This is a genomic window from Methanobrevibacter millerae (genome assembly GCF_001477655.1).
Lineage (GTDB): Archaea > Methanobacteriota > Methanobacteria > Methanobacteriales > Methanobacteriaceae > Methanocatella > Methanocatella millerae_A.
Genome location: NZ_CP011266.1, coordinates 761,120 through 785,000, shown reverse-complemented (window position 1 = coordinate 785,000; position 23,881 = coordinate 761,120). Strand labels below are relative to the sequence as shown.

Annotated in this window: 30 protein-coding genes and 1 pseudogene; 10 read left to right on the top strand and 21 right to left on the bottom strand. The window is 29.7% G+C overall.

Annotated features, from left to right (window positions below):
- Nucleotides 1-376 precede the first annotated feature (376 nt).
- The 3 genes from SM9_RS03345 to SM9_RS03335 all read right to left on the bottom strand — a co-directional run bounded on the left by SM9_RS03345 (nt 377) and on the right by SM9_RS03335 (nt 3,882).
- The gene (locus SM9_RS03345; protein WP_058738791.1) at nt 377-1,408 is read right to left on the bottom strand and encodes a TIGR01177 family methyltransferase; all 1,032 of its coding nucleotides are present in this window, start codon (nt 1,406-1,408) and stop codon (nt 377-379) included.
- A 27-nt stretch (nt 1,409-1,435) separates the two neighbouring features.
- Nucleotides 1,436-2,515: a PH domain-containing protein gene (locus SM9_RS03340; RefSeq protein WP_232299167.1), complete on the bottom strand. Its 1,080-nt coding sequence runs from the start codon at nt 2,513-2,515 to the stop codon at nt 1,436-1,438.
- A 131-nt stretch (nt 2,516-2,646) separates the two neighbouring features.
- Nucleotides 2,647-3,882 carry a proteasome-activating nucleotidase gene (locus tag SM9_RS03335; protein ID WP_058740301.1) on the bottom strand — a complete coding sequence of 412 codons (1,236 nt, stop codon included), beginning with the start codon at nt 3,880-3,882 and terminating at the stop codon, nt 2,647-2,649.
- A 197-nt stretch (nt 3,883-4,079) separates the two neighbouring features.
- Here SM9_RS03335 and SM9_RS03330 point away from each other — a divergent pair, with 197 nt between their 5' ends.
- Nucleotides 4,080-4,565: a multiprotein bridging factor aMBF1 gene (locus SM9_RS03330; RefSeq protein ID WP_058738789.1), complete on the top strand. Its 486-nt coding sequence runs from the start codon at nt 4,080-4,082 to the stop codon at nt 4,563-4,565.
- Here the strand turns inward: SM9_RS03330 and SM9_RS03325 are convergent, their stop codons facing one another.
- From SM9_RS03325 to SM9_RS03280, 10 genes are all read right to left on the bottom strand, one after another.
- Nucleotides 4,566-4,997, bottom strand: coding sequence for a DUF356 domain-containing protein (locus tag SM9_RS03325; RefSeq protein ID WP_058738788.1), 432 nt, complete (start codon nt 4,995-4,997; stop codon nt 4,566-4,568).
- Nucleotides 4,998-5,033: 36 nt separating this feature from the next.
- Nucleotides 5,034-6,242, bottom strand: coding sequence for a hypothetical protein (locus tag SM9_RS03320; RefSeq protein WP_058740300.1), 1,209 nt, complete (start codon nt 6,240-6,242; stop codon nt 5,034-5,036).
- Nucleotides 6,243-6,304: 62 nt separating this feature from the next.
- A complete protein-coding gene (locus SM9_RS03315) occupies nt 6,305-6,739 on the bottom strand; it encodes a hypothetical protein (protein ID WP_058738787.1) in 435 nt (144 codons plus the stop codon).
- 78 nt (nt 6,740-6,817) lie between these two features.
- Nucleotides 6,818-8,239, bottom strand: a complete 1,422-nt coding sequence (locus SM9_RS03310) for a Mur ligase family protein (RefSeq protein ID WP_058738786.1) — start codon at nt 8,237-8,239, stop codon at nt 6,818-6,820.
- Nucleotides 8,240-8,262: 23 nt separating this feature from the next.
- Nucleotides 8,263-9,333: a glycosyltransferase family 4 protein gene (locus SM9_RS03305; RefSeq protein WP_058738785.1), complete on the bottom strand. Its 1,071-nt coding sequence runs from the start codon at nt 9,331-9,333 to the stop codon at nt 8,263-8,265.
- Between the two features lie 59 nt (nt 9,334-9,392).
- A complete protein-coding gene (locus tag SM9_RS03300) occupies nt 9,393-10,490 on the bottom strand; it encodes an ATP-grasp domain-containing protein (RefSeq protein WP_058738784.1) in 1,098 nt (365 codons plus the stop codon).
- Nucleotides 10,487-10,945, bottom strand: coding sequence for a hydrogenase maturation peptidase HycI (hycI, locus tag SM9_RS03295; RefSeq protein ID WP_083495821.1), 459 nt, complete (start codon nt 10,943-10,945; stop codon nt 10,487-10,489). Before hycI ends, SM9_RS03300 begins: the two co-directional genes overlap by 4 nt.
- Nucleotides 10,946-11,010: 65 nt before the next feature.
- On the bottom strand, nt 11,011-11,778 hold the full coding sequence (locus SM9_RS03290; protein WP_058740299.1) for a methyltransferase domain-containing protein: 768 nt from the start codon (nt 11,776-11,778) through the stop codon (nt 11,011-11,013).
- A gap of 16 nt (nt 11,779-11,794) precedes the next feature.
- Complete coding sequence (nikR, locus tag SM9_RS03285) at nt 11,795-12,244, bottom strand: nickel-responsive transcriptional regulator NikR (RefSeq protein WP_058738782.1); 450 nt, start codon at nt 12,242-12,244, stop codon at nt 11,795-11,797.
- A gap of 118 nt (nt 12,245-12,362) precedes the next feature.
- A complete protein-coding gene (locus tag SM9_RS03280) occupies nt 12,363-12,839 on the bottom strand; it encodes a hypothetical protein (protein ID WP_058738781.1) in 477 nt (158 codons plus the stop codon).
- A 77-nt stretch (nt 12,840-12,916) separates the two neighbouring features.
- Between SM9_RS03280 and SM9_RS03275 the strand changes: the two genes are divergently transcribed.
- The 4 genes and pseudogenes from SM9_RS03275 to mtrA form a co-directional block, all read left to right on the top strand.
- Nucleotides 12,917-13,468, top strand: a complete 552-nt coding sequence (locus tag SM9_RS03275; RefSeq protein WP_058738780.1) for a DUF2115 domain-containing protein — start codon at nt 12,917-12,919, stop codon at nt 13,466-13,468.
- A 26-nt stretch (nt 13,469-13,494) separates the two neighbouring features.
- Entirely contained in the window at nt 13,495-14,238 is a 744-nt protein-coding gene (locus SM9_RS11635) for a thermonuclease family protein (protein WP_157064650.1), read from the top strand.
- Between the two features lie 404 nt (nt 14,239-14,642).
- Complete coding sequence (locus SM9_RS03265) at nt 14,643-16,028, top strand: MATE family efflux transporter (protein WP_058738779.1); 1,386 nt, start codon at nt 14,643-14,645, stop codon at nt 16,026-16,028.
- 65 nt (nt 16,029-16,093) lie between these two features.
- Nucleotides 16,094-16,597 (top strand): annotated as a pseudogene (gene mtrA / locus SM9_RS03260) (tetrahydromethanopterin S-methyltransferase subunit A); the annotation flags it as partial.
- Between the two features lie 473 nt (nt 16,598-17,070).
- Here mtrA and SM9_RS03255 read toward each other — a convergent pair.
- The 5 genes from SM9_RS03255 to SM9_RS03240 form a co-directional block, all read right to left on the bottom strand.
- Entirely contained in the window at nt 17,071-17,283 is a 213-nt protein-coding gene (locus SM9_RS03255) for a TMEM175 family protein (RefSeq protein ID WP_058738777.1), read from the bottom strand.
- Nucleotides 17,284-17,292: 9 nt separating this feature from the next.
- Nucleotides 17,293-17,826, bottom strand: a complete 534-nt coding sequence (locus tag SM9_RS03250; protein ID WP_058738776.1) for a flavodoxin family protein — start codon at nt 17,824-17,826, stop codon at nt 17,293-17,295.
- Nucleotides 17,827-18,705 (bottom strand): radical SAM protein, encoded by an 879-nt coding sequence (locus tag SM9_RS03245; RefSeq protein WP_058738775.1) that lies wholly within the window; start codon nt 18,703-18,705, stop codon nt 17,827-17,829.
- A gap of 95 nt (nt 18,706-18,800) precedes the next feature.
- The gene (locus SM9_RS12570) at nt 18,801-18,935 is read right to left on the bottom strand and encodes a winged helix-turn-helix transcriptional regulator (RefSeq protein WP_083495820.1); all 135 of its coding nucleotides are present in this window, start codon (nt 18,933-18,935) and stop codon (nt 18,801-18,803) included.
- A gap of 216 nt (nt 18,936-19,151) precedes the next feature.
- Complete coding sequence (locus SM9_RS03240) at nt 19,152-19,532, bottom strand: nuclear transport factor 2 family protein (RefSeq protein ID WP_058738774.1); 381 nt, start codon at nt 19,530-19,532, stop codon at nt 19,152-19,154.
- Nucleotides 19,533-19,622: 90 nt separating this feature from the next.
- Between SM9_RS03240 and SM9_RS03235 the strand changes: the two genes are divergently transcribed.
- Complete coding sequence (locus tag SM9_RS03235; RefSeq protein WP_058738773.1) at nt 19,623-20,000, top strand: winged helix-turn-helix transcriptional regulator; 378 nt, start codon at nt 19,623-19,625, stop codon at nt 19,998-20,000.
- On the opposite strand, the gene SM9_RS12470 is transcribed toward SM9_RS03235, so the two are convergent.
- Nucleotides 19,997-20,191, bottom strand: a complete 195-nt coding sequence (locus SM9_RS12470; RefSeq protein ID WP_058738772.1) for a hypothetical protein — start codon at nt 20,189-20,191, stop codon at nt 19,997-19,999. The genes SM9_RS03235 and SM9_RS12470 overlap by 4 nt on opposite strands.
- 14 nt (nt 20,192-20,205) lie before the next feature.
- Nucleotides 20,206-20,628 carry a YczE/YyaS/YitT family protein gene (locus SM9_RS03225; protein ID WP_058738771.1) on the bottom strand — a complete coding sequence of 141 codons (423 nt, stop codon included), beginning with the start codon at nt 20,626-20,628 and terminating at the stop codon, nt 20,206-20,208.
- 57 nt (nt 20,629-20,685) lie between these two features.
- Here SM9_RS03225 and SM9_RS03220 point away from each other — a divergent pair, with 57 nt between their 5' ends.
- Nucleotides 20,686-21,153, top strand: coding sequence for a MarR family winged helix-turn-helix transcriptional regulator (locus SM9_RS03220; protein ID WP_058738770.1), 468 nt, complete (start codon nt 20,686-20,688; stop codon nt 21,151-21,153).
- Nucleotides 21,154-21,165: 12 nt separating this feature from the next.
- On the opposite strand, the gene SM9_RS03215 is transcribed toward SM9_RS03220, so the two are convergent.
- Complete coding sequence (locus tag SM9_RS03215; RefSeq protein ID WP_058738769.1) at nt 21,166-22,131, bottom strand: alpha/beta hydrolase family protein; 966 nt, start codon at nt 22,129-22,131, stop codon at nt 21,166-21,168.
- 335 nt (nt 22,132-22,466) lie between these two features.
- Between SM9_RS03215 and SM9_RS03210 the strand changes: the two genes are divergently transcribed.
- Genes SM9_RS03210 through SM9_RS03200 form a run of 3 tightly spaced genes read left to right on the top strand, consistent with a single transcriptional unit; the run spans nt 22,467 to nt 23,849 of the window.
- Nucleotides 22,467-22,661, top strand: a complete 195-nt coding sequence (locus tag SM9_RS03210) for a radical SAM protein (protein ID WP_058738768.1) — start codon at nt 22,467-22,469, stop codon at nt 22,659-22,661.
- A 49-nt stretch (nt 22,662-22,710) separates the two neighbouring features.
- Nucleotides 22,711-23,223, top strand: a complete 513-nt coding sequence (locus SM9_RS03205) for a radical SAM protein (protein ID WP_058738767.1) — start codon at nt 22,711-22,713, stop codon at nt 23,221-23,223.
- Nucleotides 23,187-23,849, top strand: coding sequence for a radical SAM protein (locus SM9_RS03200; protein ID WP_058738766.1), 663 nt, complete (start codon nt 23,187-23,189; stop codon nt 23,847-23,849). The genes SM9_RS03205 and SM9_RS03200 overlap by 37 nt, the downstream gene beginning before the upstream one ends.
- Nucleotides 23,850-23,881 lie beyond the last annotated feature (32 nt).

The window sequence follows — 23,881 nt, the reverse complement described above, 5'->3', positions numbered from 1 at the left end:
GGAATGCAACCATCATCGTCATGATTGTATGATACAATTTGACTTAGGTCATCGCCATAATACATATAGCACATCTAATAGACAGAGATATTTAATTAACAAAATTAATTAAAATATATTGCAAAAATAATTTATTTATAAAAATATCAATAATAAGATATTACTAAATCAAATAAATATAAATAAATTTTTTATATTAAAATTAAATATCATTATTATCAAAATTATCTTAACTTTTTTAAAAAAAAGTATTTGAAAAATATGAAAAAAAGATTAACAGAAAAAAATAGTTGTTTTAAAAAAAATAAATACTTTAAAAGAATTTATAAAAAAATATCCCATAAAAAATAACTAGTATATAAACTTAACTATTCCATTATGATTTTTTAATAACTGAAATAATTCTAGTCAAACTTCTATGCATTTTAATAGAATATTGTTCAACCAGTTCAAATCCCACATCATCAATCATAGGATTCAAATCTACATAATGGGGACTTGCCATACAAAGATATGCATCATCAGCCATATTATGATAGATTGCATGGAAAAATTCTTTGAATATATCGTCACCATCAATATCTCCAGTAGATGTTGATATCCCATAAGGGGGATCTGTAACTACACCAGCTACCTTTTCATACATCTTAAGTTCACGAACATCAAGGTGAAATGTCCTATAATCAGTTATTCCACAGTAATCCAAATTAATAGCAGTGCCGTTTTTCATTTTCCAATTAACATCAGAACCAACTACCTTACAACCTATCAAACCGGCCTCTATTAAAATTCCACCAGTTCCACAAAACGGATCCAATACTAATTGACCTGCTTTAACGCGAGATAAATTAACCATACACCGTGCTAATTTTGGACTCATAGACCCCGGATAGAAAAATGGTCTTTTATGAGGTTTGATATCTTCAAAATGTTTTTTATTTAAATGATATTTTTCAATAGCAATGAAAATAGTATCTTCAAATGCAACCACTCTCACCAATGATTTTGGTTTATTTAGTTTAACTTTAATATTTTCACATTTCTCCAAAATTAATGAACCTGCCTTTCTTTCATAAGCAACAGTGTCTATTTTTGAATTAAACCTTTTTACCCTTACAGCAAAATTTTCGTCAATGTAATCCTGCCAGTTAATTGATAGGACATCCTCTTCAAAATTTTTGATATCTGATGTTTTCAATATTTGGTGAACCTCATGAGTATATCCAAGACGTCTTGTCAAAATCTGATAATAATCATCAATATTTTCTGGAGATATATCTTTCAATATAACTAAACCCTCAGTTATTATATCAAGTGAAGTCTTCATTTCTTCACATTCAATAACTGCTTTTAGTTCACCTTGAGGTAACTTAGGATGTTCTTGAGATTGAATGCATAAAAGTTCCATTATTCACACCTGCATTTAATAGTAAAATTATCTTTTAAATTTATCAAAATGTCTTTTTATGACTTTTTCACTAGAGTCATCCACATCATTTTTTTTAGATTTTGAATTGGATGTAACATCATCATTATATGAAAATTCTTCTGCAGAATTATCATAGTTATCATAATCACTATAATAATTATTAGAGTTTTCTTGACTATAATAAGAATCATCATGATGGGAATTTTTTGAACTTGAATAAGAGTTGTATTCCTCACTCATAGCACGATTAATATTATGCTCTAAATTTTCATGATATGGTTCATATTCATATTTTGGCTTTTTAGATTCAGAGTAATTCAAATCATCAGGATAATAATCATATTGCCTTCGTTGATACTTTTCTTCTTGATGAATTGGAGTTATAACATCAACACCATCATAATCATCTTCAGGATAATAATCATCTACATTTTCCTGATGATTATAATAATCCTGTCTGGAAGATTGATAATAATTCTGACGAGGAGGTCTGTGATAATCCTGCTGAGGAGATTGGTAATAATCATTATTGGAATCTCTAGGGTAATATTCAGGAGAATGATAAGGACCTCTGGACATATTAGAAAAAATAATTTCTTCAACTTTTGAAGGATCGGAAATATTTTCAAGAGCTATCTGATTATTATCATAAGCACTGTAAACACTTACAGAACCAACATTGAATAATCTGGCAAAAATGCTTTGAGAAGTATTAACATCCTGAATAGTGGAATAAGGCATGTAATTCTTACGAGTAAAAACCACACCAGATTTCACGATAATCTTAGAATCTGTCAAAATGTATTCTTTAGCATACCATCCAACTATCTGAAAAATTATATATAATATAATAATAAGCATGACAACAAATACTGCAATGGCAACATACCTTGTGAGCGGTAATTTTATTTGAGATATCATATATACCTGCATATTACCAATAAATTTGATAATTGGTCCAGAAATGAATAAAACAAAAATTAATAATATAATACCTAAAATAGCTTTTTTACAACCTAAAATTAAGTTTGGTCTAGCTTGAAAAATAACTCTTTCATTGGATTGATTATCATTTTTTCTAAACATAATAATACTATAAGATTTTAATTTTAAATAAAGTTTTACAAAAAAAGTATAAAAAAATAAGCCTCAGCTCGCCCATCATTCATCACTAATCAGAGCTCATAGGGTTCATCATAGGCTTATTTAATAAGAAGCTAACCGAACATTACGCCAGCTTCTTTTTTAAACTCTTCATCATGTTCAGAGTCTACAACTTTATCAACAGCATCCATAAAGTCAGCAACAGTTACTTTATCACGTTTTTCACGTATAGCAAACATACCTGCTTCTGTACAAACTGCTTTTAAGTCTGCACCAGACAATCCATCTGTTAAATCACTTAACAAATCAATATCTGCTTCTTCATCCAATGCCATTCTTTTTGTGTGAATTTTAAGAATTTGTTTTCTTCCATCTTCATTAGGAAGTGGAACTTCTATGAACCTATCGAAACGACCAGGCCTTAAAAGTGCTGGATCCAAAATATCTGGCCTGTTAGTAGCACCTATAATACCGATATCTCCTCTTGATTCAAAACCATCTAATTCCGCAAGCAATTGCATTAAAGTCCTTTGAACTTCCCTATCCCCACTAGTAGAACTTTTAAGCCTTTTAGCTGCGACAGCATCAAGTTCATCAATGAAAATAATAGCAGGAGCTTTTTCTTTAGCTAATTCGAATACTTCACGTACAAGTCTTGCACCCTCACCGATATATTTTTTAACAAATTCTGAAGCTACGATTTTAATGAATGTAGCATTTGTTTCATTAGCTACAGCCTTTGCAAGCAATGTCTTACCAGTTCCTGGAGGACCATATAATAATATTCCTTTTGGAGGATCGATACCTATTTTTTCAAATAATTCAGGTTCTTTTAATGGTAATTCAACAGTTTCCTTAACCTCAATTATTTGTTCTTCCAAACCACCAATTTGTTCATAAGTTACATCAGGTTTTGTTTCAATTTCCATTCCAGACACATTTGCATCTTTTTCTGATGGCAATACTTCAACAATACCGAATGTTTGTTGATTTAGAGCAACTCTAGAACCAGGTACTAATAATTTTTCATCTAAGAATTTTGAGTAATTGACAAGAAAACTAGGACCGGTACTACTTTTAACAGTCATCCTATTTTCATCTAAAACTTCAGTAATAGTAGCTAAAACTAAAGGGGGAGATCTAAACCTTTCAACTTCGGAACGTAGGGATTTAGCTTCTCTTTCTAATCTGATTTTTTCATTTTCAATTAGAACTTTATCTTTTTCTAATTTCCTAACTTTCCACATTAAGTTACTTTTAGCTTTGGACTTTTCTTCACGAATTAAAGTAATTTCATCCTGTAAAGATTCAACTTTTTCAATTAATTCCTCTTTTGAAGAATTTTCCAAATCATCAAAATCATTCATGTGAATCATCTCCATGTAAATTTCTACAACAAAGTTACTTTTAATAACAATTAGTAATTAAATATATTTAAAGTTATTTATTTTAATATATTGAAACAAAATATATTTTTGATAAAAACAAAATTTATAAATGAAAATAATATAAAAAATTACATAATAAATTTAAAAAACTGATTAATATGGAATGCGAAATTTGTGGTAAACCCGTAAGTGAAACAAATCCTACAAGAGCAAAAATTGAAGGATCAGTTATGGTTGTATGTAAAGAATGTGCTAAGCTTGGAACTATACAAAAAGCACCACCAAAACCAAGATTCCAACAAAATAAAAAAGGAAGGAAAAACACACAACCAAAAAGAAATTATAGAAACGATGAGCCAACAGAAGAATTAATTGAAAATTATAATACTACTGTTAGGAATGCTAGAGAAGCTAAAAACTGGTCCAGAGAGGATTTAGGAAAAAAAATCAATGAAAGAGTTTCTGTTATTAACAGAATTGAATCCGGAAAAATGACACCTGATCCAAAGTTAACAAAAAAACTAGAAAAAGCATTGAATATAACATTGCTTGAAAATGTTAATGATGTTGATTTGAATCAATTTATAAACAGTTCCTCTGGTGAAAGAACGCTTGGAAATATAGTCAAAATTAAAAGGAAATAGCTATTCGGTATAGCTATTTAATTTATTATTTTTAATATATCTTTTTTTACCTTTAACAGAATAATCAATTTTACCAGCATTTAAAGCCCTATAAGATTTATAACCATCCATATCATGAGCAATTGTTAATTTTTCTTTTAGCTCTTCATAACCTCTATATTCGGGACTTACAACAACAATGTGTGCAGGAGGATGAATTTGTTTAATTTTTAAAATACTTAAAGTTGTATCTTCCTTAACAAAAAATGCTGTAGCAACATTAGATTTAGTTCTAAGTTTTGATTTTAAAATCTGTTCTACTAGAGAATCAGCAAACTCTGCACTAATGACCTTTGGTTTAGATAATAAAGTTAAACTGCCATGTCTTTCCATATCAGAAATAGCACTCAATAACTTTGATTTATTCTCGCCTCTAATTAAAATTAATGCCATAATATCTCCTATAAAAAAAGTAAAATGGTGAAAATTTCACCGATTTTGGAATGATTTTAATAATCTACTTCTGAATATAACAAGTAAAATCAAAACAATACCTACTGCCGTTTGGATACTTCCAAGAATATTCAGTATATTACCATCGATAGGTAAATCCCATGAAGGTGCAGACCTATCACCCGGCAATGCAGTGTAATAAACACCAACAGCTTTGGAATCCGGTTTTACATTTATATCTTTAGGTTCAATATGATCAACACCCATTAAAAGACCATTGTTAATACCTCTGTTAATGGATCCTGCAATAGCTGATGAATCATATCCATATTTGTGAACTGAAGCTTCAACAATTTCTTTAGTAGTTGCTGCAATACCTGCTTTACCACTACCATAAACAGAAACACTCACGGCATCAGGACTAACCGTAATAGTATTACCTAAAGCTTCATAAGCATAGACAATCTTTATCTCATGATTACAAATAGGACACTTGTCATAAGTTTCCGCAGAAGGATAACCTACACCCCAACCACAATTCTCACAAATCTTGGAATAAGGATCATCCATAGGATATCCCGTCGAATTCATTTGATTAGGAGTAAACATGTCTGAAGTAGAAATACCTGAAACAAGGTTAACTCCACCCCCACCATATTTCTCACCAGAATCGCGAGCAACTTCACCCATAGCTTCAGAAAGAATAGTTGTAGCAGGATATCCGTCCCTAATCATTTTACCAATATTCATTGCAGTTTCTTTACGAACATTATCTGCTGTACCATACATAGGATTACCATTAGTATTTCTCAAGTGAATAATAGCTCCTTTTTGACCTTGTGGCAAAGTAGCAACACCACTACTATATGGAGTAACAGTAATAGAACTGTTCCCATCATTTACAGTAATTACATAAGCATCGAATGAACCACCTATCGCAGCTCCCATATATGGACCACCAACTACTAAACGAGCTCCACTATAACCACTAGCAATAGAAGCCGCAGCTGATGCAGATGCATTTTTTTCCAAGTTTGCAACAGCATCTACAATTGAATCTAACCTAACATCAGAACTACCAGTACCCCCTGAGAGAACTGCAAAATGATGATCTTTAGACATTAAAAATGTTGACTGGAACATGTTCTCTGCAAAAGACATACTTCCTGCAGCCGCCCCATTAGGATCCTGACCAGTAGGGTCTGTAATTATAATAATATTACAAGTAGCTGCAACACTACTCATCGTTAATAGTAAAATTATAAAAGAAATAATAATTATTTTTAATCTTTTCAAAGCCCATCCCTCTAAGTTGTTTTATTATCTAATTTTACAGTTGAAAAGTCTTCAATAACAGTTACTGTAACAATTCCAGTATTTTTATCTACCTGAACATCAGCTGCCGTAATAGGAGTAACCGATGTACCCGGAACTGTCGACTCTTTAACAAATTCCTGCGCCGTTTGTATCGCATCCTTCAGAGAAACCTCTCTTTTAGACGTTTTTAAGATATCACCATATATAATACTACCATCACGGAATCCTGCCTGCATGACATTCATTCTAATTGTATCAACCGGAACAATATCATTACCTTTAACAATGATTCCTGAAATAGGTACGCCATCACTAACCTCGGTAGATGAGGCAAATGCTACATAAGTAATTAAACGACCACAAAGAATCAAAATAAACGCTAATAATAAAATTATTAATGTGTCTCTTCTAATTTTTATAAACATGTTTTTATCCTCTTAGATTATATCCACAAGAATATAAAATCTATTCATTATTATCTTTAATTAATATGATATTTAAATTTATAGAATATTTTTAAGTAATGATTCGGCAGGGTCCATTCCCTGAGCACCTATCAATAATATTATATCATTCTTATCGGCTAGCCCATAAACTTCACAAAGACAATCAACCAAATTATCAAAATGAGTATAACTTACATTATTCTGATTTAAAATATCAAAAAATACTTTTCGCTCATCCGGAGTGACATAATTTAAATCATTGACTACATCATTGCTTGATGATAAAAATAAATTAATATCCTCATTTAAAACTTCGACTAAAGCTTCAACATTTAATTGATTGATTTCAACACCCCGAGATCCCCTAATAGCACAGACAACATGCAATTTTTGAGAACCATTGACTAATTTAATAGTTTCTTTAATAGTATTCTTAATTCCATCAGGATTATGTGCAAAATCATCAATGATTAAGGGTTCATCATTCAATTTAGCAAAACGTCTATTAAGTGCCCTGTACGTTTTAACTCCCTCATTAATTTGATTTAAATCAATCCCCAAATTAATACAAGCACCAACAGCCGATAAAATATTTTGAACAAAATGATTGCTTGAAAAAGGTAAATCCTCTTTTTTAATTATCAAATCACCATTATAAAAAATTCCATCATTAAAATATAGTTCACAGGAATTATTATCCATTGACCAATAAAACGGATTTTTAGCTTCCAATTTTCTGACCAATTCATCATCATAATTTAAAATAGTAATTCCATTACCAATAGATTGAGGAACCGCAGAAACTTCATCATAGACTTCATCTATGGAATTAACTAAACCTATATGATCCATAGCAATGTTTGTAATGACACCTACTGAAGGATTTAAAGCATTTGACATTAAAGAAGCATGATTTTTCATAAGACTTCCTAACCACCCTTGTACTTCAGAAACTTCAATAACCAAATAATCCAAATCTCCATTTGCAGATACCTCATCAGAAATTAATTTTGAAACCATAGGATCTATTAAAGTGTTAAATTCAGACTCACTATCCGTATTTGTAAATACATGATAACCTGCACTGTTCAAAATATGATATATCATATGTGAAGTTGTAGATTTACCATTAGTTCCAGTGATAACAATATTTACGGAATCCGGAGAATATTTTTTAACAGTCCATTTTAAAGCATATGCATTGGCCAATTCAATTTTATCAGTTATTATTAACGGAAAATTTAATTCATTTGCTGTTTCGATTGCACCATCCTTAGGATTTTGAGTAATTATGCATGCAATATTTTTATCAGAAGCGATTTCAATACCTTTTCCATTAATCCAATGTCTTATAACAATATCTCCCTTTTTAGCATCATTTAATAAAGTAAATCGACCAGTAAAATCCTGACCTGAAAAAAAATCATCATTACCAAATATTTTACCATTAATAGAATTAGCCAATTCATCAATTTTCATTTTAAACACCAAAAATAAAAAAATTAGAATATGTACATTTTAGCAAGAATACCAACTGCACATAATAAAACTGTAGTACCCCAATAAGTCAATATAATTTTTACTTCAGACATTCCATAATGGTTTAATGTATGATGTAACGGTTCTACAGGCAATTTAATAATATGAGCTCTGTGAAGTAAACTAACAATCACAGACAAGATAGGTACACCTAATGCAAGAACTCCGAAATAAGGCATGTCAGATAACAAAACCGCAGCAGCATAACCCGTACCCAATACAAATGATCCTGTATCACCCATAAATATTGAAGCAGGATATTTATTAAACACTAAAAATCCTAAACATAAACCTGCTAAAATTACAAATGGCATAATAACATTCATTTGACCAAATAGATAACCATAAATACAACATGATACTGAAGCGATTCCAATGATTCCTGCTGCAAGACCATCCATACCATCAATCAAATTAACAGAGTTTATACAACCTAAAACAGCAATAATGACAACTGGAATAGCAAATATGCCTAATTCAAATCCGCCCAAAGTTGTAATTGCTCCAGTCAATCCTAAAAGTAGACCAATGACAATTTGACAAATAATCTTTTCAAGCTCTTCAGGTTCTGTTTTAATTGGAACTTCACCAACAACCTCAACCTTGCCATCTTGCAATAATTTATCAACTTCAGATTTGGCCTTAGGAGTTGCGACCCTAACTTCTTCCTGAGGTTCAACATCCAATCTACCTAAGGTTATTACTTCCTTTGAAATATTAACAACAACTTTTTGAACTTCCTTAATTTTAAGTCCAATCAAATCATCTACCATACCAACAATTCCGCCTACAAGCATGATAAATGAAAAAATTAAAATTTGTGTATTCTGATAATAAAGTGAAAAAACTAAAGAAATGGAAAACAGAAATGCAATACCACCCATAGTTGGTGTACCGCTTTTATGTCTATGCTCACTGACAATAGGATTATCCGCAATTTTTGCCTTAAGCAATATCCTTTTAACATACCATGTAAAGAATATTGATGCAATTAAAGTAATTAAAAAGAGAATTAACATTTCTTCGATATTCATTAAAATCACACAACATTTTAAACTAATAATATTTTATTACTTAATACTATATAATTGTATCATAAATATAAATCATCAGTAAATTTTTTTAGTTCTTTTTTAGATTTAGCACGAATAGTAATTCTCTGATAACCTTCAGGACCATGAACAATGAAATCGTTATTACTAAACGATTTTACTGGTTCTTTAATTTCAGGCCCTTCGTAATTTCCAATAGGAATTTCAGTAGAATAATAATATTCAATCCTATCAAATACATTCTTTAAGCTGAAATCACCACAAGCCATGTTAATTAATTCACATAATGAATTTACATTACATGTAGCATTGGTCAAATATCTTGTACCGTTAGGTCTTGTATTAACTTCAATGGCATACAACTGATTATCAACATGAGAATACATGAAATCCATTTCAAATATGCCGTCAGAGTTTAAATTTTTAGCCACCTTATATGCAGTTTGCTGTATAAGAATATTATCTAAACCGTTAATTAAACAAGGCCCTAATTTAACTTTATTCAATGGGTGTGTTCCTTCAATAGTAGTTTCACCTTTATAAATTGGCGGAAGTGCTACATACTCGCCATTATATCCTAAAACTTCAATTGAAATTTCAGATCCTTCTACGAATTTTTCGCATAATGCCTGTGAAAATTCCTTGAAATAATCCTCAACATCACCAATGTTTTTTGCAACTTTAATATCTTTTCCACCTTGTCCTGCACCCTGTTTTAAAACAACAGGAAAATCTAGTGTTAACTCTTCAGGACTGTTTAAAATTTGATATTCAGGGGTTGCTACTCCAATTTCATTATAGAATTTTTTAGTATTGATTTTATTAGATGTTAATTCAACTGCACGAACATCAGCGGCAATTACCGGAATTCCATAATCATTTTCTAATTCTTCTTTCATTTCTGCGACCTGGATTAATGGAGGATCAATTCCAATCAATGGAACTACAGCATCGACATTTTGAGTTACTGCTATTTGTTTTGGACCATCCATACCTCTAGGAACAATAAAAACCTGGTCAGGTAAATCCAAATTAATAGCTTCTTCATTTGATTCTGTTAAAATACTCTCTATACCCTTTTGTTTTACGTAAAAATCAACATCATCATATAAACGTGACCCAATAAATAAAATTTTCATAATAACTCCTCCAATAAACCTACGATTTCATTTGCACTATATTCAACATTTTCTGTTAATTTACCATTGAAATCCATCACATCTGCTCCAAGCACACCCAATGAATCCTGGTCAATCAATTCTAACAGCAGGGGTTCAATACCTATAAATAAAATATTATCGTTATTTAGAAATTTAACAAAATATGACAAAGACATTGAATGAGTTGAAATTCCGATATTTGAAAAATCTTCATTATTAACTATTTTATAATCCCCAGGATTTAAACCCATAAGACATGCATCAATTAAAATGATGTGGCTAGGATTTTCTTTCCTAATTTTTCCTGTGAAATTTTCAGGAACAGTTTGAGCATTAATAAGCAATACATTTTCATTTAAATTTAATTTATTTAACTTAGAGATAATAAATGGACCTACACCATCATCATATTTAAGTTCATTACCAATTCCCAAAATGATTAATTTATTATAATCCTCAAGAAAATTTTTTAATTCATTTTTAAAAGAAATAAAATCACCTATAATATTTTAGTTTCAATAGTTTCAATACCTTGTCCCATAATATATTTCAATTTTACATTAATTAAATCATTGCATTTAACATTAATTTCATCAATTGGAACCAATAATGGAGGATTGAACATTGGCGTTGGTCCACATACCACATCATCATTAAGAATGGTAACTGTAGTGATTTTAATCCCATTAGCTATATGATTTTTATTTACTTTAAATTCAATGTTTTTTTCAAAATTCGGATTGATTTCTTCCATCATATTAATTTTCGAGTAATTTATAGAGTCAGACAATATTTCATAGGAAGCATTTTCATCCCAATGAATATAATGCCTTTGCATATGAACCAATTCTGCAATATTGACAATAGCCTTAGGAATGATTTCACCATTCTCCTTAAGGAAATTTCGAGCATGATTCAATACCTGAACCTCTTCCTCATCAATCAAGGCAGTATCCATCATTTCACAAACAATTAAATCTGCTTTTTTAGTAAAATCATGATTTAAAACATCTTCATTTATAACAGTTACATTTTCAAATTTTTCCAGATTATTAGATGCGCATTTGCTTGCATCTGAATCTATTTCAATAGATATTACTTCATCAAATTTATCCTTTAAAAAATAGGACAATACTCCTGATCCACAACCCAAATCATAAGCTAAATCAGTGCTTGAATCATATTGACTGATGGCTTCAAAAAAAGAAGATACCCTATCATTATCTTTCAATAAATCAAAATGATAGGATGTTGTTTGAAATTTCATGAAAAAATAAAAGTATTTAGTGATGATGATGGGCATGTGAATGTCCATCAGGTTCATTAAATTCTTCCCCATTAGCAGTACTTGTTAGTTTTACGTGTTCGACACCCTTAAGTCTCATTATCCTTTCAGTCAACTCACGTATCTCTGCAATATCACCATTAACTACAACAATTTCCATACAATATTTATCTGTCATATGGATATGCATGCTCGTATTAATTTCATTTCTGAAACTGTGTTGAATCTCAGCAAGATTTTCCATTACTCCAGTATAATGATGATCATAGATAATTGTTATAATTCCGATTCTTTCCCCTTCCATTGAATTCATCCATTGATAACGGACAATATAATCTTGAAGTGCATCACGAATACCTTTGGAACGGGATTGATAACCTCTTTCTTTTAACACTTCATCAAAATCAGCAAGTAATTTTTTAGGTAATGACATACTTATTCTCATCATAAAAATAACCTTAATTCAGACTTATTATAATTAATATATTCGATTTTAATATTATATAAATATTATGAAAAAAAGTAAAAATAATAATACTTGAATAATAAGATTTTAGTAAAAAATATTATTCAACCAAAAGATAGTATTCTCCGTCAGACTTATGAATATGTTTCAATAATCCTTTATTTTCAAGAGATAAAATAATATGATACATTCTAAAATTAGTCAATTTTAAATCACCATAAAGCAAGTTTCCTTCCAAAATATATTTTGAAACTAAATTTTTATCATTCACCAATGTTTTTATTAATTCAAAAGATTCTTTTTCCTTTAAATTTAATTCCAATTCTTCCAAATCTTTTTTGGAATTTACAGTATTAATTTCCTTATCTGAAACCAATAACTTAATATTAGAACCATCAAATGATATTGCTTTTTTATTTGAAAGAGAATTAAGAACCTGAACCAAATCATATTCATGAAAACTTCCAACACAAAGCTCTTTTTTAAGAGCATCCATATGAATATCACCTTCAAATTCAACATCAAATATTTTAATTTGATTTAAAACAACTTCTTCCTTTCTTGTAATAGTTATCATATTAATATAATATTTGAAAATAATATTACTTAAATATTGTTAAGATTAAATAAGTAGAAATTAAAAAATACATAATCATGGTAGCCGAAGACATATTAACTGAACTACAAGACATCATGAGAAATAGAAGAATATCAAAAAATGACCTCATGGTAATCTTAAAAAAATATGCTGGAATCATATCCGCTTATGATTTAATGATGGCTACAGCGAGAATGAGAAAAGATGGAGAATATATCCAATCACAATATAGAGAAAAATACTTGAAAATCTATATAAAGCATTTCATTATGCGCATGAAAGAAGTGCGGGAAAATAATGATGATATGGAAAGTGAAATAGATATAACCTCATTGAAAAATTCATTCCACCTGCTTGAATTAACATTTGAAAAAGAAAAATCAGCCAATGATAAATATGACAAATTTCCATTGATTTATGTGATAACATCACTTTACACCACATTTATTTTAGAAGAACCAATACACCCTGTAGGCAGTGAGTTTCCAGGAAATTTAAAAGTGAGCGAAGAGAAAGGAAAATATTACTGTCCTGTAAAAGACAATCAAAAAGACAACCCCAATGCAATATGCCATTTATGCCTTGCCGAGCAGACACCAAATATTTAATAACAACAACATACTAACAATAAATTATGAAAACGCTAGATAAAAACATTTTATTTATCATGTTTGTTGTATTAATGATTGCTGGTGTAATGAGCACTGCTACGGCATATACTGGAACCGGATTTTCACATGACAAGAGCGTGTCTGATTATACACCATTATCATTAAATGACATTTTAAGCAAATACAGTGACACTAATTGCCATGCAGAAAAAACTGGGTTATGCACAAAAGTATCGGACGGCGATACTATTACTGTTGAAGGTGTTGGGAAAGTTCGTTTAGTTGGAGTAAACACCCCAGAAAAAGGAGTTAAAGGTGCAGATGCTTCAACATATTTTGTTAAAAAATTATGTTTGAACAAAGAAGTTAGTATTGATATAGACAATTCAAAAAACACTGACAAATACGGAAGGACATTGGCTGTGGTAATTGTAGACGGTAAGAATTTAAATGAAATGCTTCTAAAAGAAGGTCTTGCTGAAATAATGTACATGCCACCAAGTGAATTCTATCCATATGATTGGGCTGGAGACAACACCCATGTTGCAAGCCACACATCATCAAGCACAGACACCACATCCAGTGCATCAAAGGATACTTCATCAAGTGCCGCAGGAACATATATTGGAAATTTAAACAGCCACAAATTCCATTATCCAACCTGCAAATCTGTGGGAAAAATGTCTGAAAAAAATAAAGTGACTTTTTCATCAAGAAATGAGGCAATCAATCAAGGCTACAGTCCTTGCAATAATTGTAACCCTTAAAAATAAGAATAAAAAAGGATTTTAATTTAGTGAAATCCTTTTCCTTATTAATACCAGTTTCACATCATCAATTTTTCTTTTTTATTTTCGAAACATTCAATGATTAAATACAATTTATAGTACTTTACCAAATTATTGTGTTGGATTTGGTAAAAATTCTTGGGCTGTTACACTTTTAGTAGTATAAGGATTACCAAGCTATCCCCGGATTACTTTCCGGTTTGTTAATTTTATTAACAATTATACTTAAGTAATATAAATATAAGTAATTTTATGATTAATATAAATCATATTACTTTATATATTTTGTTTTTTTCAGAGCAATTTTTCAATATGAAATCAATTTCAATAAAAATCATTTATCAAAAAAATTAAGTAAATAACTATAATATATAATATCAATAATGGAAATAAATGAAAATATAGAAACTATTACGGGAGACCCGAAAAAAGCAATAAACAAATTAGCCATGCCTACAATCTTTTCATTGCTTTTAATGTTTTTAAATAATTTAATTGATAGCTTTTGGGTTTCAGGAATTAATATTGATGCATTAGCTGCATTAGGATTTATATCACCATTATATTTGGTTTTAATTGGCATCGGAAGCGGTATCGGAGCCGGAGGAAATTCATTAATCTCAAGATATGTTGGAGCATCCAAGTTTGAAGATGCAAATAATGCAGTTTTACATACAATAATCTTAACATTCCTAGTTTCAATTATCATTTTAATGATAGGCATTTTCTTTTTTGACGATATAATTATCTTAGTTGGTGCTAAAGATGTTATGTCATATTGCATTGATTATGGAAAAATACTATTTTTATTAAATATCGTATTTTTACTGCCCAATACTACTTCAAGTATTTTTAGAGCCGAAGGAGATGTGAAAAGAGCAACAAAACCATTAATGCTTACTGCAATTTTAAACATGATACTAGATCCAATTTTTATATATTTTTTCAATTTAGGAATATTTGGAGCTTCAGTGGCAACAATACTTGCATCATTAATTGGATTTATATGGATGCTATACTGGATATACATCAAAAATGACACATATTTTAAATTTAAAATTCAATATTACAAAAGAAATCTCGAAATATACAAAAAAATACTCATAGTTTCACTTCCAGCCAGTTTTGAAGAGATAATCTTTTCCATTGTTGCAATAGTTTTTAACTATTTAATCATAATGACAGCCGGAGTTAATGAAGTAGCATCCTTTACAATAGCCTGGAGATATATCTCAATCATATTTTTACCCTGTATGGCAATAGGAATAGCTACAATAACCGTATCTGGAATAGCTTACGGTGCAAAAAATGTAAAAAACTTCGATATAACTATAAAATATTCGACAATACTAAGTTTTATTATTACACTGATAATATCTGCCATTTTCTTTATTTTTGCATACCCATTATGTGAACTGTTTAGTTTTCAATCAGGAAATATTGAATTAGTTACAAGGTCATCACAAATATTGCAACTACTCGTTTTCTATAATGTTCTAATACCATTCGGTGCAACTGCAGCATATACCTATCAGGGCATAGGTTCAGGATTCAAATCTTTAGGATTGACCGTTTTAAGAGAACTGATTTTAAGTATGTTTTTTGCATATTTACTTGGAATAATCCTCAATATGGGAGTATTTGGAGTTTATTTAGGATCAATAATTGGAATGAACATTGGATCAGCTATTGGATTCATGTTTATATTATTATTTAATAAAAAATTTAAAAAAGAAGTTGAAAATCTTCAAATCACACCACATAAGTGACAAAAGATTTAAATTAATTAAATTATCATATAATAAAATATCAAATTATATGGAGGATTAATAAAATGGCTGATAAGAAATCTCCTGCAGATGGCTGGCCAGTAATCAGTGGAGATTATGTTGTAGGCGATCCGGAAAGTCCTGTTGCAGTAACCACATTAGCTTCACACATTGAAGCGGAATTATCCGGAGCAGCTATTGCAGGCCCATGTAAAACAGAAAACTTAGGAATTGAAAAAGTTGTAGCAAACATTATTTCCAACCCAAATATTCGTTTCTTAATATTAGCAGGTGCTGAAGTGCAAGGACATATTACCGGTCAAAGTTTCAAAGCATTGCACGAAAATGGTGCTGATCCTGATAAAAAGAAAATTATTGGTGCAACAGGTGCTATTCCATTCGTAGAAAATGTTCCCCTTGAAGGTGTTGAAAGATTCCAACAACAACTAGAAATCGTTGACTTAATCGATACTGAAGACATTGGAACAATACAATCTAAAATCAATGAATGTGTAGAAAAAGACACTGGCGCATACGAAGCTGAACCAATAGTAATGGAAATCGATGAAGAAAACAAAAAATTAGTTATTGTAAATAAAAAAGAAGAAGCTGAAGCTTAGGGTGATACTCACCCTAAATTATTATTTTTTATATGTCAACACATGAAAAATTTAAAAATTAATTTTTTAATGAATAATATATTGACCGGATAATTGTAAACAAACAACATATGCTAATAGCAACGGGATAACCTAAAAATGCAATGACAAAGCCAATTATAAATAAAATTGATGGGATTAAAACTGCATTTTTTAAATCCAATACTTCTTTTAAATATTTACTTTCATTAATACTCACCAATGATTTAGCCATTATGAATAAAATTATATTAATTATGATAAAATCCAAACCATATAAAACCTGAGCAAGTAATGAAAATGGATTTTGTGAGACAAATACCGTAAGATAAGGTATTAATGAAACAAACAGCAATAATACAATATTTTGCCAAATGATTCTTGAATCAATTTTATCGACATGATTATATTATTACATGATGGTATTGCCAAAGATTTGTACACATTAAGAAACTTATAAAGTATGCAAAATAAGAATTTTTAATAGCCCATATTGATTCTATCGCGGGGGAAGCTGGCTGAGGCAATTCCAATACCAAAACTGTTACAATAATAGCTATGATTGCATCATAAAATGCTTCCAAACGGTTTGTTGTCATGAAATTTGAATCATCCATAATAATCCCCTAAAATTTTTTTCCTATTTCATAAGCTTCTTTTAACTTATCTGGTTGCATTTGCACATCTCCCAAATCGCCGACATCCAAAACATCAACAATTTTGTAGTGCATATTCATTTGAAATGGCTGTATTTTTGTAAGTTCAATATATGGGTCATAATATCCTTCAGGACCCAAATGAGTAAAGATTAATGCAACATTACCTGAAGTATGAATTAATGGATTATTGGTTATTCCAAACATCCTATCCAGCAGAACTTTCAAATCACCAGTCATTTGACCAAAATATATTGGTGTGGATACAATTAATCCTTCTGCATCTGCAATTTGGTGTGTGATTTCAAATCCATCATCTTTAAATACACAGTCATTTCCTAAAGTGCAAGCACCACATCCTTTGCAGGGATGAACATCCAAATCTCCAACACAGTATTTTACAACATCATGACCGTTATCAATAGCTCCATTAATCATCTCATCCAATAATCTGTCAGTATTTCCATGTTTTCTAGGAGAACCCATCAATGCTACAATATTCATTTATAAACTCCTTTTATTATTTCTTATTTGAGTTAATCTATCCATATCCAAATTATCAATTCCATGTTGAAGCGAATCCAATATTCTCTGTTTATTTTCTTTAAAGTTTGAATTATTTAAATTCATTGAAAATGTATGGTGAGTGATGAACCTTCCATCAAAATCCAAATTTTCAATGAACAATTTTAACTCTTCCATCAAACCCTTTTCAGATAATGGGTTGAATTTGCCCTGCCTATATTGAGCAAGCAATCCAGTTCCTTCAAACAAAACCAAACCTCCAGTTCCAACAACCGTAGGATTGCACTGGCTAAATATTTTAGCAGAATTAATGGCATGATCTTTTGAATGTTCTTTACCTGCAAGACCATTTAAAAAAGTTAACCAGTAATCAATTCCAGCCTCATCAAGCTTAGAACACTGTTTTAAAATATCTTTACTTTCATAACCTTTATTAACTCGTTTAAGTGTCCAATCATCACCGCTTTCAGCTCCAAGATTTAACTCAACAATTCCTTTGCTCTTAAGAATTTCAAGCTCTTCAACAGTTTTATCCTTAATATTGTCAACACGTGCGGCCATTGTCATGATTTCAATATCAGACAAATAATTATGGACCAAATCACAAATTTCATCAAGCTGCTCAAAGCTCAATACAAAAGGATCAGCACTCAACAGTTGCAATCTATGAGTATTAGGATACATTGATGCAATTTCTGCTAAATCCTCTTCAATCCATTCAATAGGAGAAGGCTTGAATTTTACTGCTGAATACATATTGCAGAATTTACATTTATTATGGCTGCATCCTTGAGTTATTTCAAGCAATGGTGAAGGAGGTTCATACGGGTTCCTATAAACTGTTCCAGTATAATGCATTTTAAACACCTATAAATCTTTTATTTTATTGAATATTTTCTTTTTTTCGTTAGAATCTGAAGAAATCATATCAATATAAGAATAATATTCTTTTATTAACTTTTTGGAAAGTTTCCTTTTTCAGTTAAGGAACATTCAGTTAATTTAGGTTTTTCTTGGATAATTTTTTTATCAATCAATCCGACAGATTCCAATTCAGTTAATGTTTGATGCAGGACTTTTGTTGAAATTTCCGCAGATTATTCATGAAATCCTGAAAATACCAGTTTCTAGAATGCAAATCCACCAAATCGAAAAAGTCAATTTTTTTATGTAAAATAAAGTTTAAATCATAAATTGTTAGATTATTATTCATATCCTCAGCATTAATTAATTATACATTAATTTATCTAATCAATTAAATATATAATTAATAGATACCTGCAGACAATAAAAAAAGAAAAAAGTTATTGGATTGTGTTTGAATTTTGGTTATAAGCTTTTGCAACCGCTTTCCATTCACCATCCATTTTTAACATCAACAATACATCCGTAAAATCAATACGCCCACCCCAACTTTCTTCAAGAACTCTTACAACAGCCAAGGTTTCTTCTAAAAGAAGCACATCAATTCTTGCATTGAATTCATCTCCAGCAGCTACACTATCCACATTATCATAGAACTGTTGTATGGATCCATGTTCCAAATCACCATCCAAATAACCGAACAATACTGCTTCATCAATGAATAATTCTTTTGCATATTCACTATTGCCTTCAGCTACACTTTTTACAAACTTTTCTGCCGCTTTTTCAACAGCACGATATTCATCAATATTAAATCTCATGATATTAATAATTGAAGTCCTTGCTTAAAAAGAATCTGTAATTTTAAAATTACTAAATTAATTTATAATAATATTAACAAAAAAATTAATATGAATATAGAAGATATCTGTCCAGTAAGTGAATCCCTAGATTTTTTCTCAAGAAAATGGGTTCTATGCATTTTAATGGATATGTTTAGAGGAAAAAAACATTTTACAGAATTTCAGGAATCAAATCCTACATTAAGCAATCATGTATTATCACAAACATTGAAATATATGGAAGAAATGGAACTGATAAAAAAAGAAAAATCCGAACTGAAAACACGAAACAAAACATCATATATTTTATTGGAAAAGGGCCTTAAAACAAACAAGATTTTATATGAACTGAGCGTATTTTCTTTAAATGAATTAGAATGCAGCAAATTAAAGAAAGATATAAAAAATGAAATTTTAGAAAACTACACTGAAAGCTTGAATATTTAAATTAGCAAATCAACATAACCATCCAAATATTTTTTAAATACTCTAACAATGGGTCCTATTATAACTGCTGAAATCACTGTTCCTTCACGAACACCCGCCAAATATCCTAAAAAGACAACAGATAATATTGTGGCTACAACTACAAATGAAACATCACAGTAGGGTTTGACTTTTCCGAATTCCTTTTTCAATACTTTAGAAATAGCTACAATGAATCCATCCCCGGAATATAAACAACTTCCGTTTTAATTTCAAGTAAAACACCAAAAGCCATGACAACACAACTTACAATTAATAAAGCCAATTGTGAAAAATAATCCGTGGGATTTAAGAAATCAACTAAAAATAATGTAAAATCAATGAAGACAGAAAAAATAGTTCCGATAACCAATTGCAAGTATTGCCTTTTCTCAAAGCCTCCTTTAAGAAGAATAACCTGAATTAAAATAAGTAGAACACTAAATAAAAAGCTTGTTGTGCCAACACTCAAATTAGAAATTAGACTGCAGACATATGGAATGCAAATTAAAGGAGATGTGCCTAAATTAGCCTTGATAGACAAGGATGCGCCAAGAGATATGATAAACAAAGAAATTAAATAAACAATATAACGAGAATATCTTTTCATATAATTTTTTTTAATTGGTGAAAATATTTAAATGTTTCCTAGGAAATACTTTTAAATATGAAATTTAAAAGCATAACTGAATTGCCTAATAAAGAGCTGAAAAATACTCCCTTTGAATTTATAATCTTAAAATTATCTGACATTTGTATAGTTGCCCTAAATAAACAGTTCAAAGATTTAGACATTACACTAAATCAGGCAAATTTTTTAATCGTGATTAACACAGAAAAAAGCATACCCCAATCATACATTTCACAACTGCTAAATATTCATGGGGGAAGTGTCACTAAAGCTTTAAAAAGACTTGAAAATAAGAATTTGGTTGAAATTTTCCCAGACCCTAAAAATAAAAGTAAAAACATCGTGAAAATTACTGAAAAAGGAAAAGAAGTAACAAAGGAATTTGTAAAAATCATTAATCAAATCGAAGATGAAATATTTAGTGAATATACAAATGAAGAAAAAGAAAAACTAAAAGTTACACTCCGAGAGTTATCAAAAAAGTATTATGAATTGAATCCATGAGAAAATCACAGTTTAATTTAAAAAGTTTTTTAAACTATTTAAATAATCAGAAAAATCCCCATTTTCATCAACATTACGTTCTAAACACACAGAAACAACAGTTGAATCCTTTATTAATTCTTTGAAAGGTAAAATATCTGTTTCAAAATCATAATATATATGATTAGTATCTCCTATTACAAGAGTTTTGGCTTTGACATTAGACAATTTATCCTCAATATCATAATTAATCAATAATTCATTTACATAATAAAAATCATAGATATCCCTAAAAAGAGACCTATCCTCAAAATCTGCTAAAAACATATCAATCTCATCATGATCTGAATAGAATAATTTATTTTTAGGAATAGAATTAATATAACATAATTTAAATAAAGGAAGCATCATCTTAATCAGTGAGTTATCATAAATTTCATCATAGAAATTTTCATTAGATTCAATAATCTCCTTAATACTTAATGCAACAATATAATTATCACCACGTATTCTATAAGTAACAGATAGCACTATCAATAACTCCATGTCATCAGGATACATATATGCCCAAACTAATGATTCATAACCACCGACACTATTTGCTAATATAGCATGAATCTTAGTAAAGTCAAACTTCTCTTTTAAAAATTGTCTTTTAAAATTTACTCTGTCTTCAAACGTATATTTTGGAAAATTATGATTTAATTTAGTTAGTGATGGAGAACAAGAATCTGGAATTCCTAAAGGAATAATAATGACAAAAAAATAGTCTTTTCTATCAAAAAGAAAATCTTCACTCAAAATAATATCTTTACCCCAATATGATTCAAAACTTTCTTCATAACTATGTGAAAGCAGTATCAAATTAGTAATTTTACCTTCATCATCATATTTCGGTTTTCCCATTGTAGAGTAAGCCACATTCACATTTTCAAGAACTGCACCATTTTGAAATTTAAAATTTTCTAGAATGCAATTATCATGCTTTAATAAATCCATAGTATCAAAAAATAGATATATTACTTAAATTATTTAAATATTTATAACAAGAAATATACTAAGTTTAAAAAGTATCACCAAAAAATAAAAAATATTCAAAAAAAATAATTTTAAATCAATAATTACTATAGAAAAACGATAGAAAAGTATAAAAATAATAGAAATATTATAACCTGATTTAAAATAATTATGCAATTAATGATACTCTAACCTTAATTCTTGATTTAACATTCTCCAAATTTAAAGTGAAGTAAGTTTAAACTAACCAGTAAGTTAATTATAACCTTTTAATTTTTATATCTACTTATTAAATAATGAAATAGGAGTGAGAAAAAATGCATTATACAGGACCAGTTTACAGACCTCCGCCAGAAGCGGATACACCTTTATTGGAGATTACATATGGTTGCTCTTGGGAGAAATGTTCATTTTGTAGTATGTATCATACTCAAAAATTTGGAATATCTCCAATTGAAGATATTAAGCAAGATTTAGAAGAACTAACAAGATACTACCCAAAGGAAATTTAACAGATTATATATTGGTTTAGAATCAGCTTATGAAAATACGTTAGAGCAAATGCATAAAGGATACACAGTAAAAGATGAATACAATCAATTGAAAAAATTAAAAGAAGCAAATATGGATTATGTTGCACTTCTAATGTTAGGAATTGCGGGAAAAGGAAATTGTATCGAAAGTGCAGTTGAAACATCCAAATTATTAAATAAATATAAACCTGTAATGATTATTACAACTTCCACTTCCATTGAAAAGGATACTCCATTATATAAAATGAGTTTAAATGGGGAGTTTATTCAGCCTATCGAAAGAGAATTAGTTGAAGAAGAATTAACATTAATTGAAAATTTAGAAATGTATGATGACTGTTACTTCTTTGGAGGACATGTTCACAATTTAATCAAAATAGGATACTATTTCCAATTCAAGGATGAAATGATAAAAGAAATTAAAAAACAAATTATAGAACTTGATGAAAAAATGCCTGAATTATTAGACAGCAAACTTACAAGAGGACATTTATATGTGATAATATGCATTATACAGGACCAATTTACAGACATCCACTAGAAGCAGATACTCCTATTGTTGAAATCAGTTACGGGTGCTCATGGAACAAATGCAATTTCTGCAATATGTATAAAGTTAAATTTGGAGCCTCACCTGAAGAGCACATTGTAGAAGATTTAGAGGAGTTATCAAGTTATTATCCAAAAACACTATCCAGAATAATAGTTGCAAATGGCGATCCACTAGCATTATCAACAAAGAGACTGCTAAAAGTAAGCGAATTAATACAGAAATATTTTCCAGAAATAAATACTATAAGCTGTCAAAGCTCAATTAGAAACTTAATACACAAGTCACAGGATGAAATTGACCAGCTTGCCGAAGCAAAATACAATGATATATACATAGGGCTTGAATCCGGATTACCACCTGTTTTAAAACAAATGAATAAAGGAGATACACAGGAACAGGAATATGAAACTCTCAAAAAACTGAAAAATGCTGGAATAAGATATATTGCACTTTTAATGGGTGGAGTTGGAGGCTATGACTATTCAAATGAGCATGTTATCGAAACCGCAAAATTATTGAATACATATCCTCCAAAAATGGTGTCCATAATAACAACTGGAATTGTTAGTGGAACAAAACTGGATGAAATGGCTAAAAATGGAGAATTTAAGTAGCTTTGTGAAAAAGATGTGATTTTAGAAGAAAT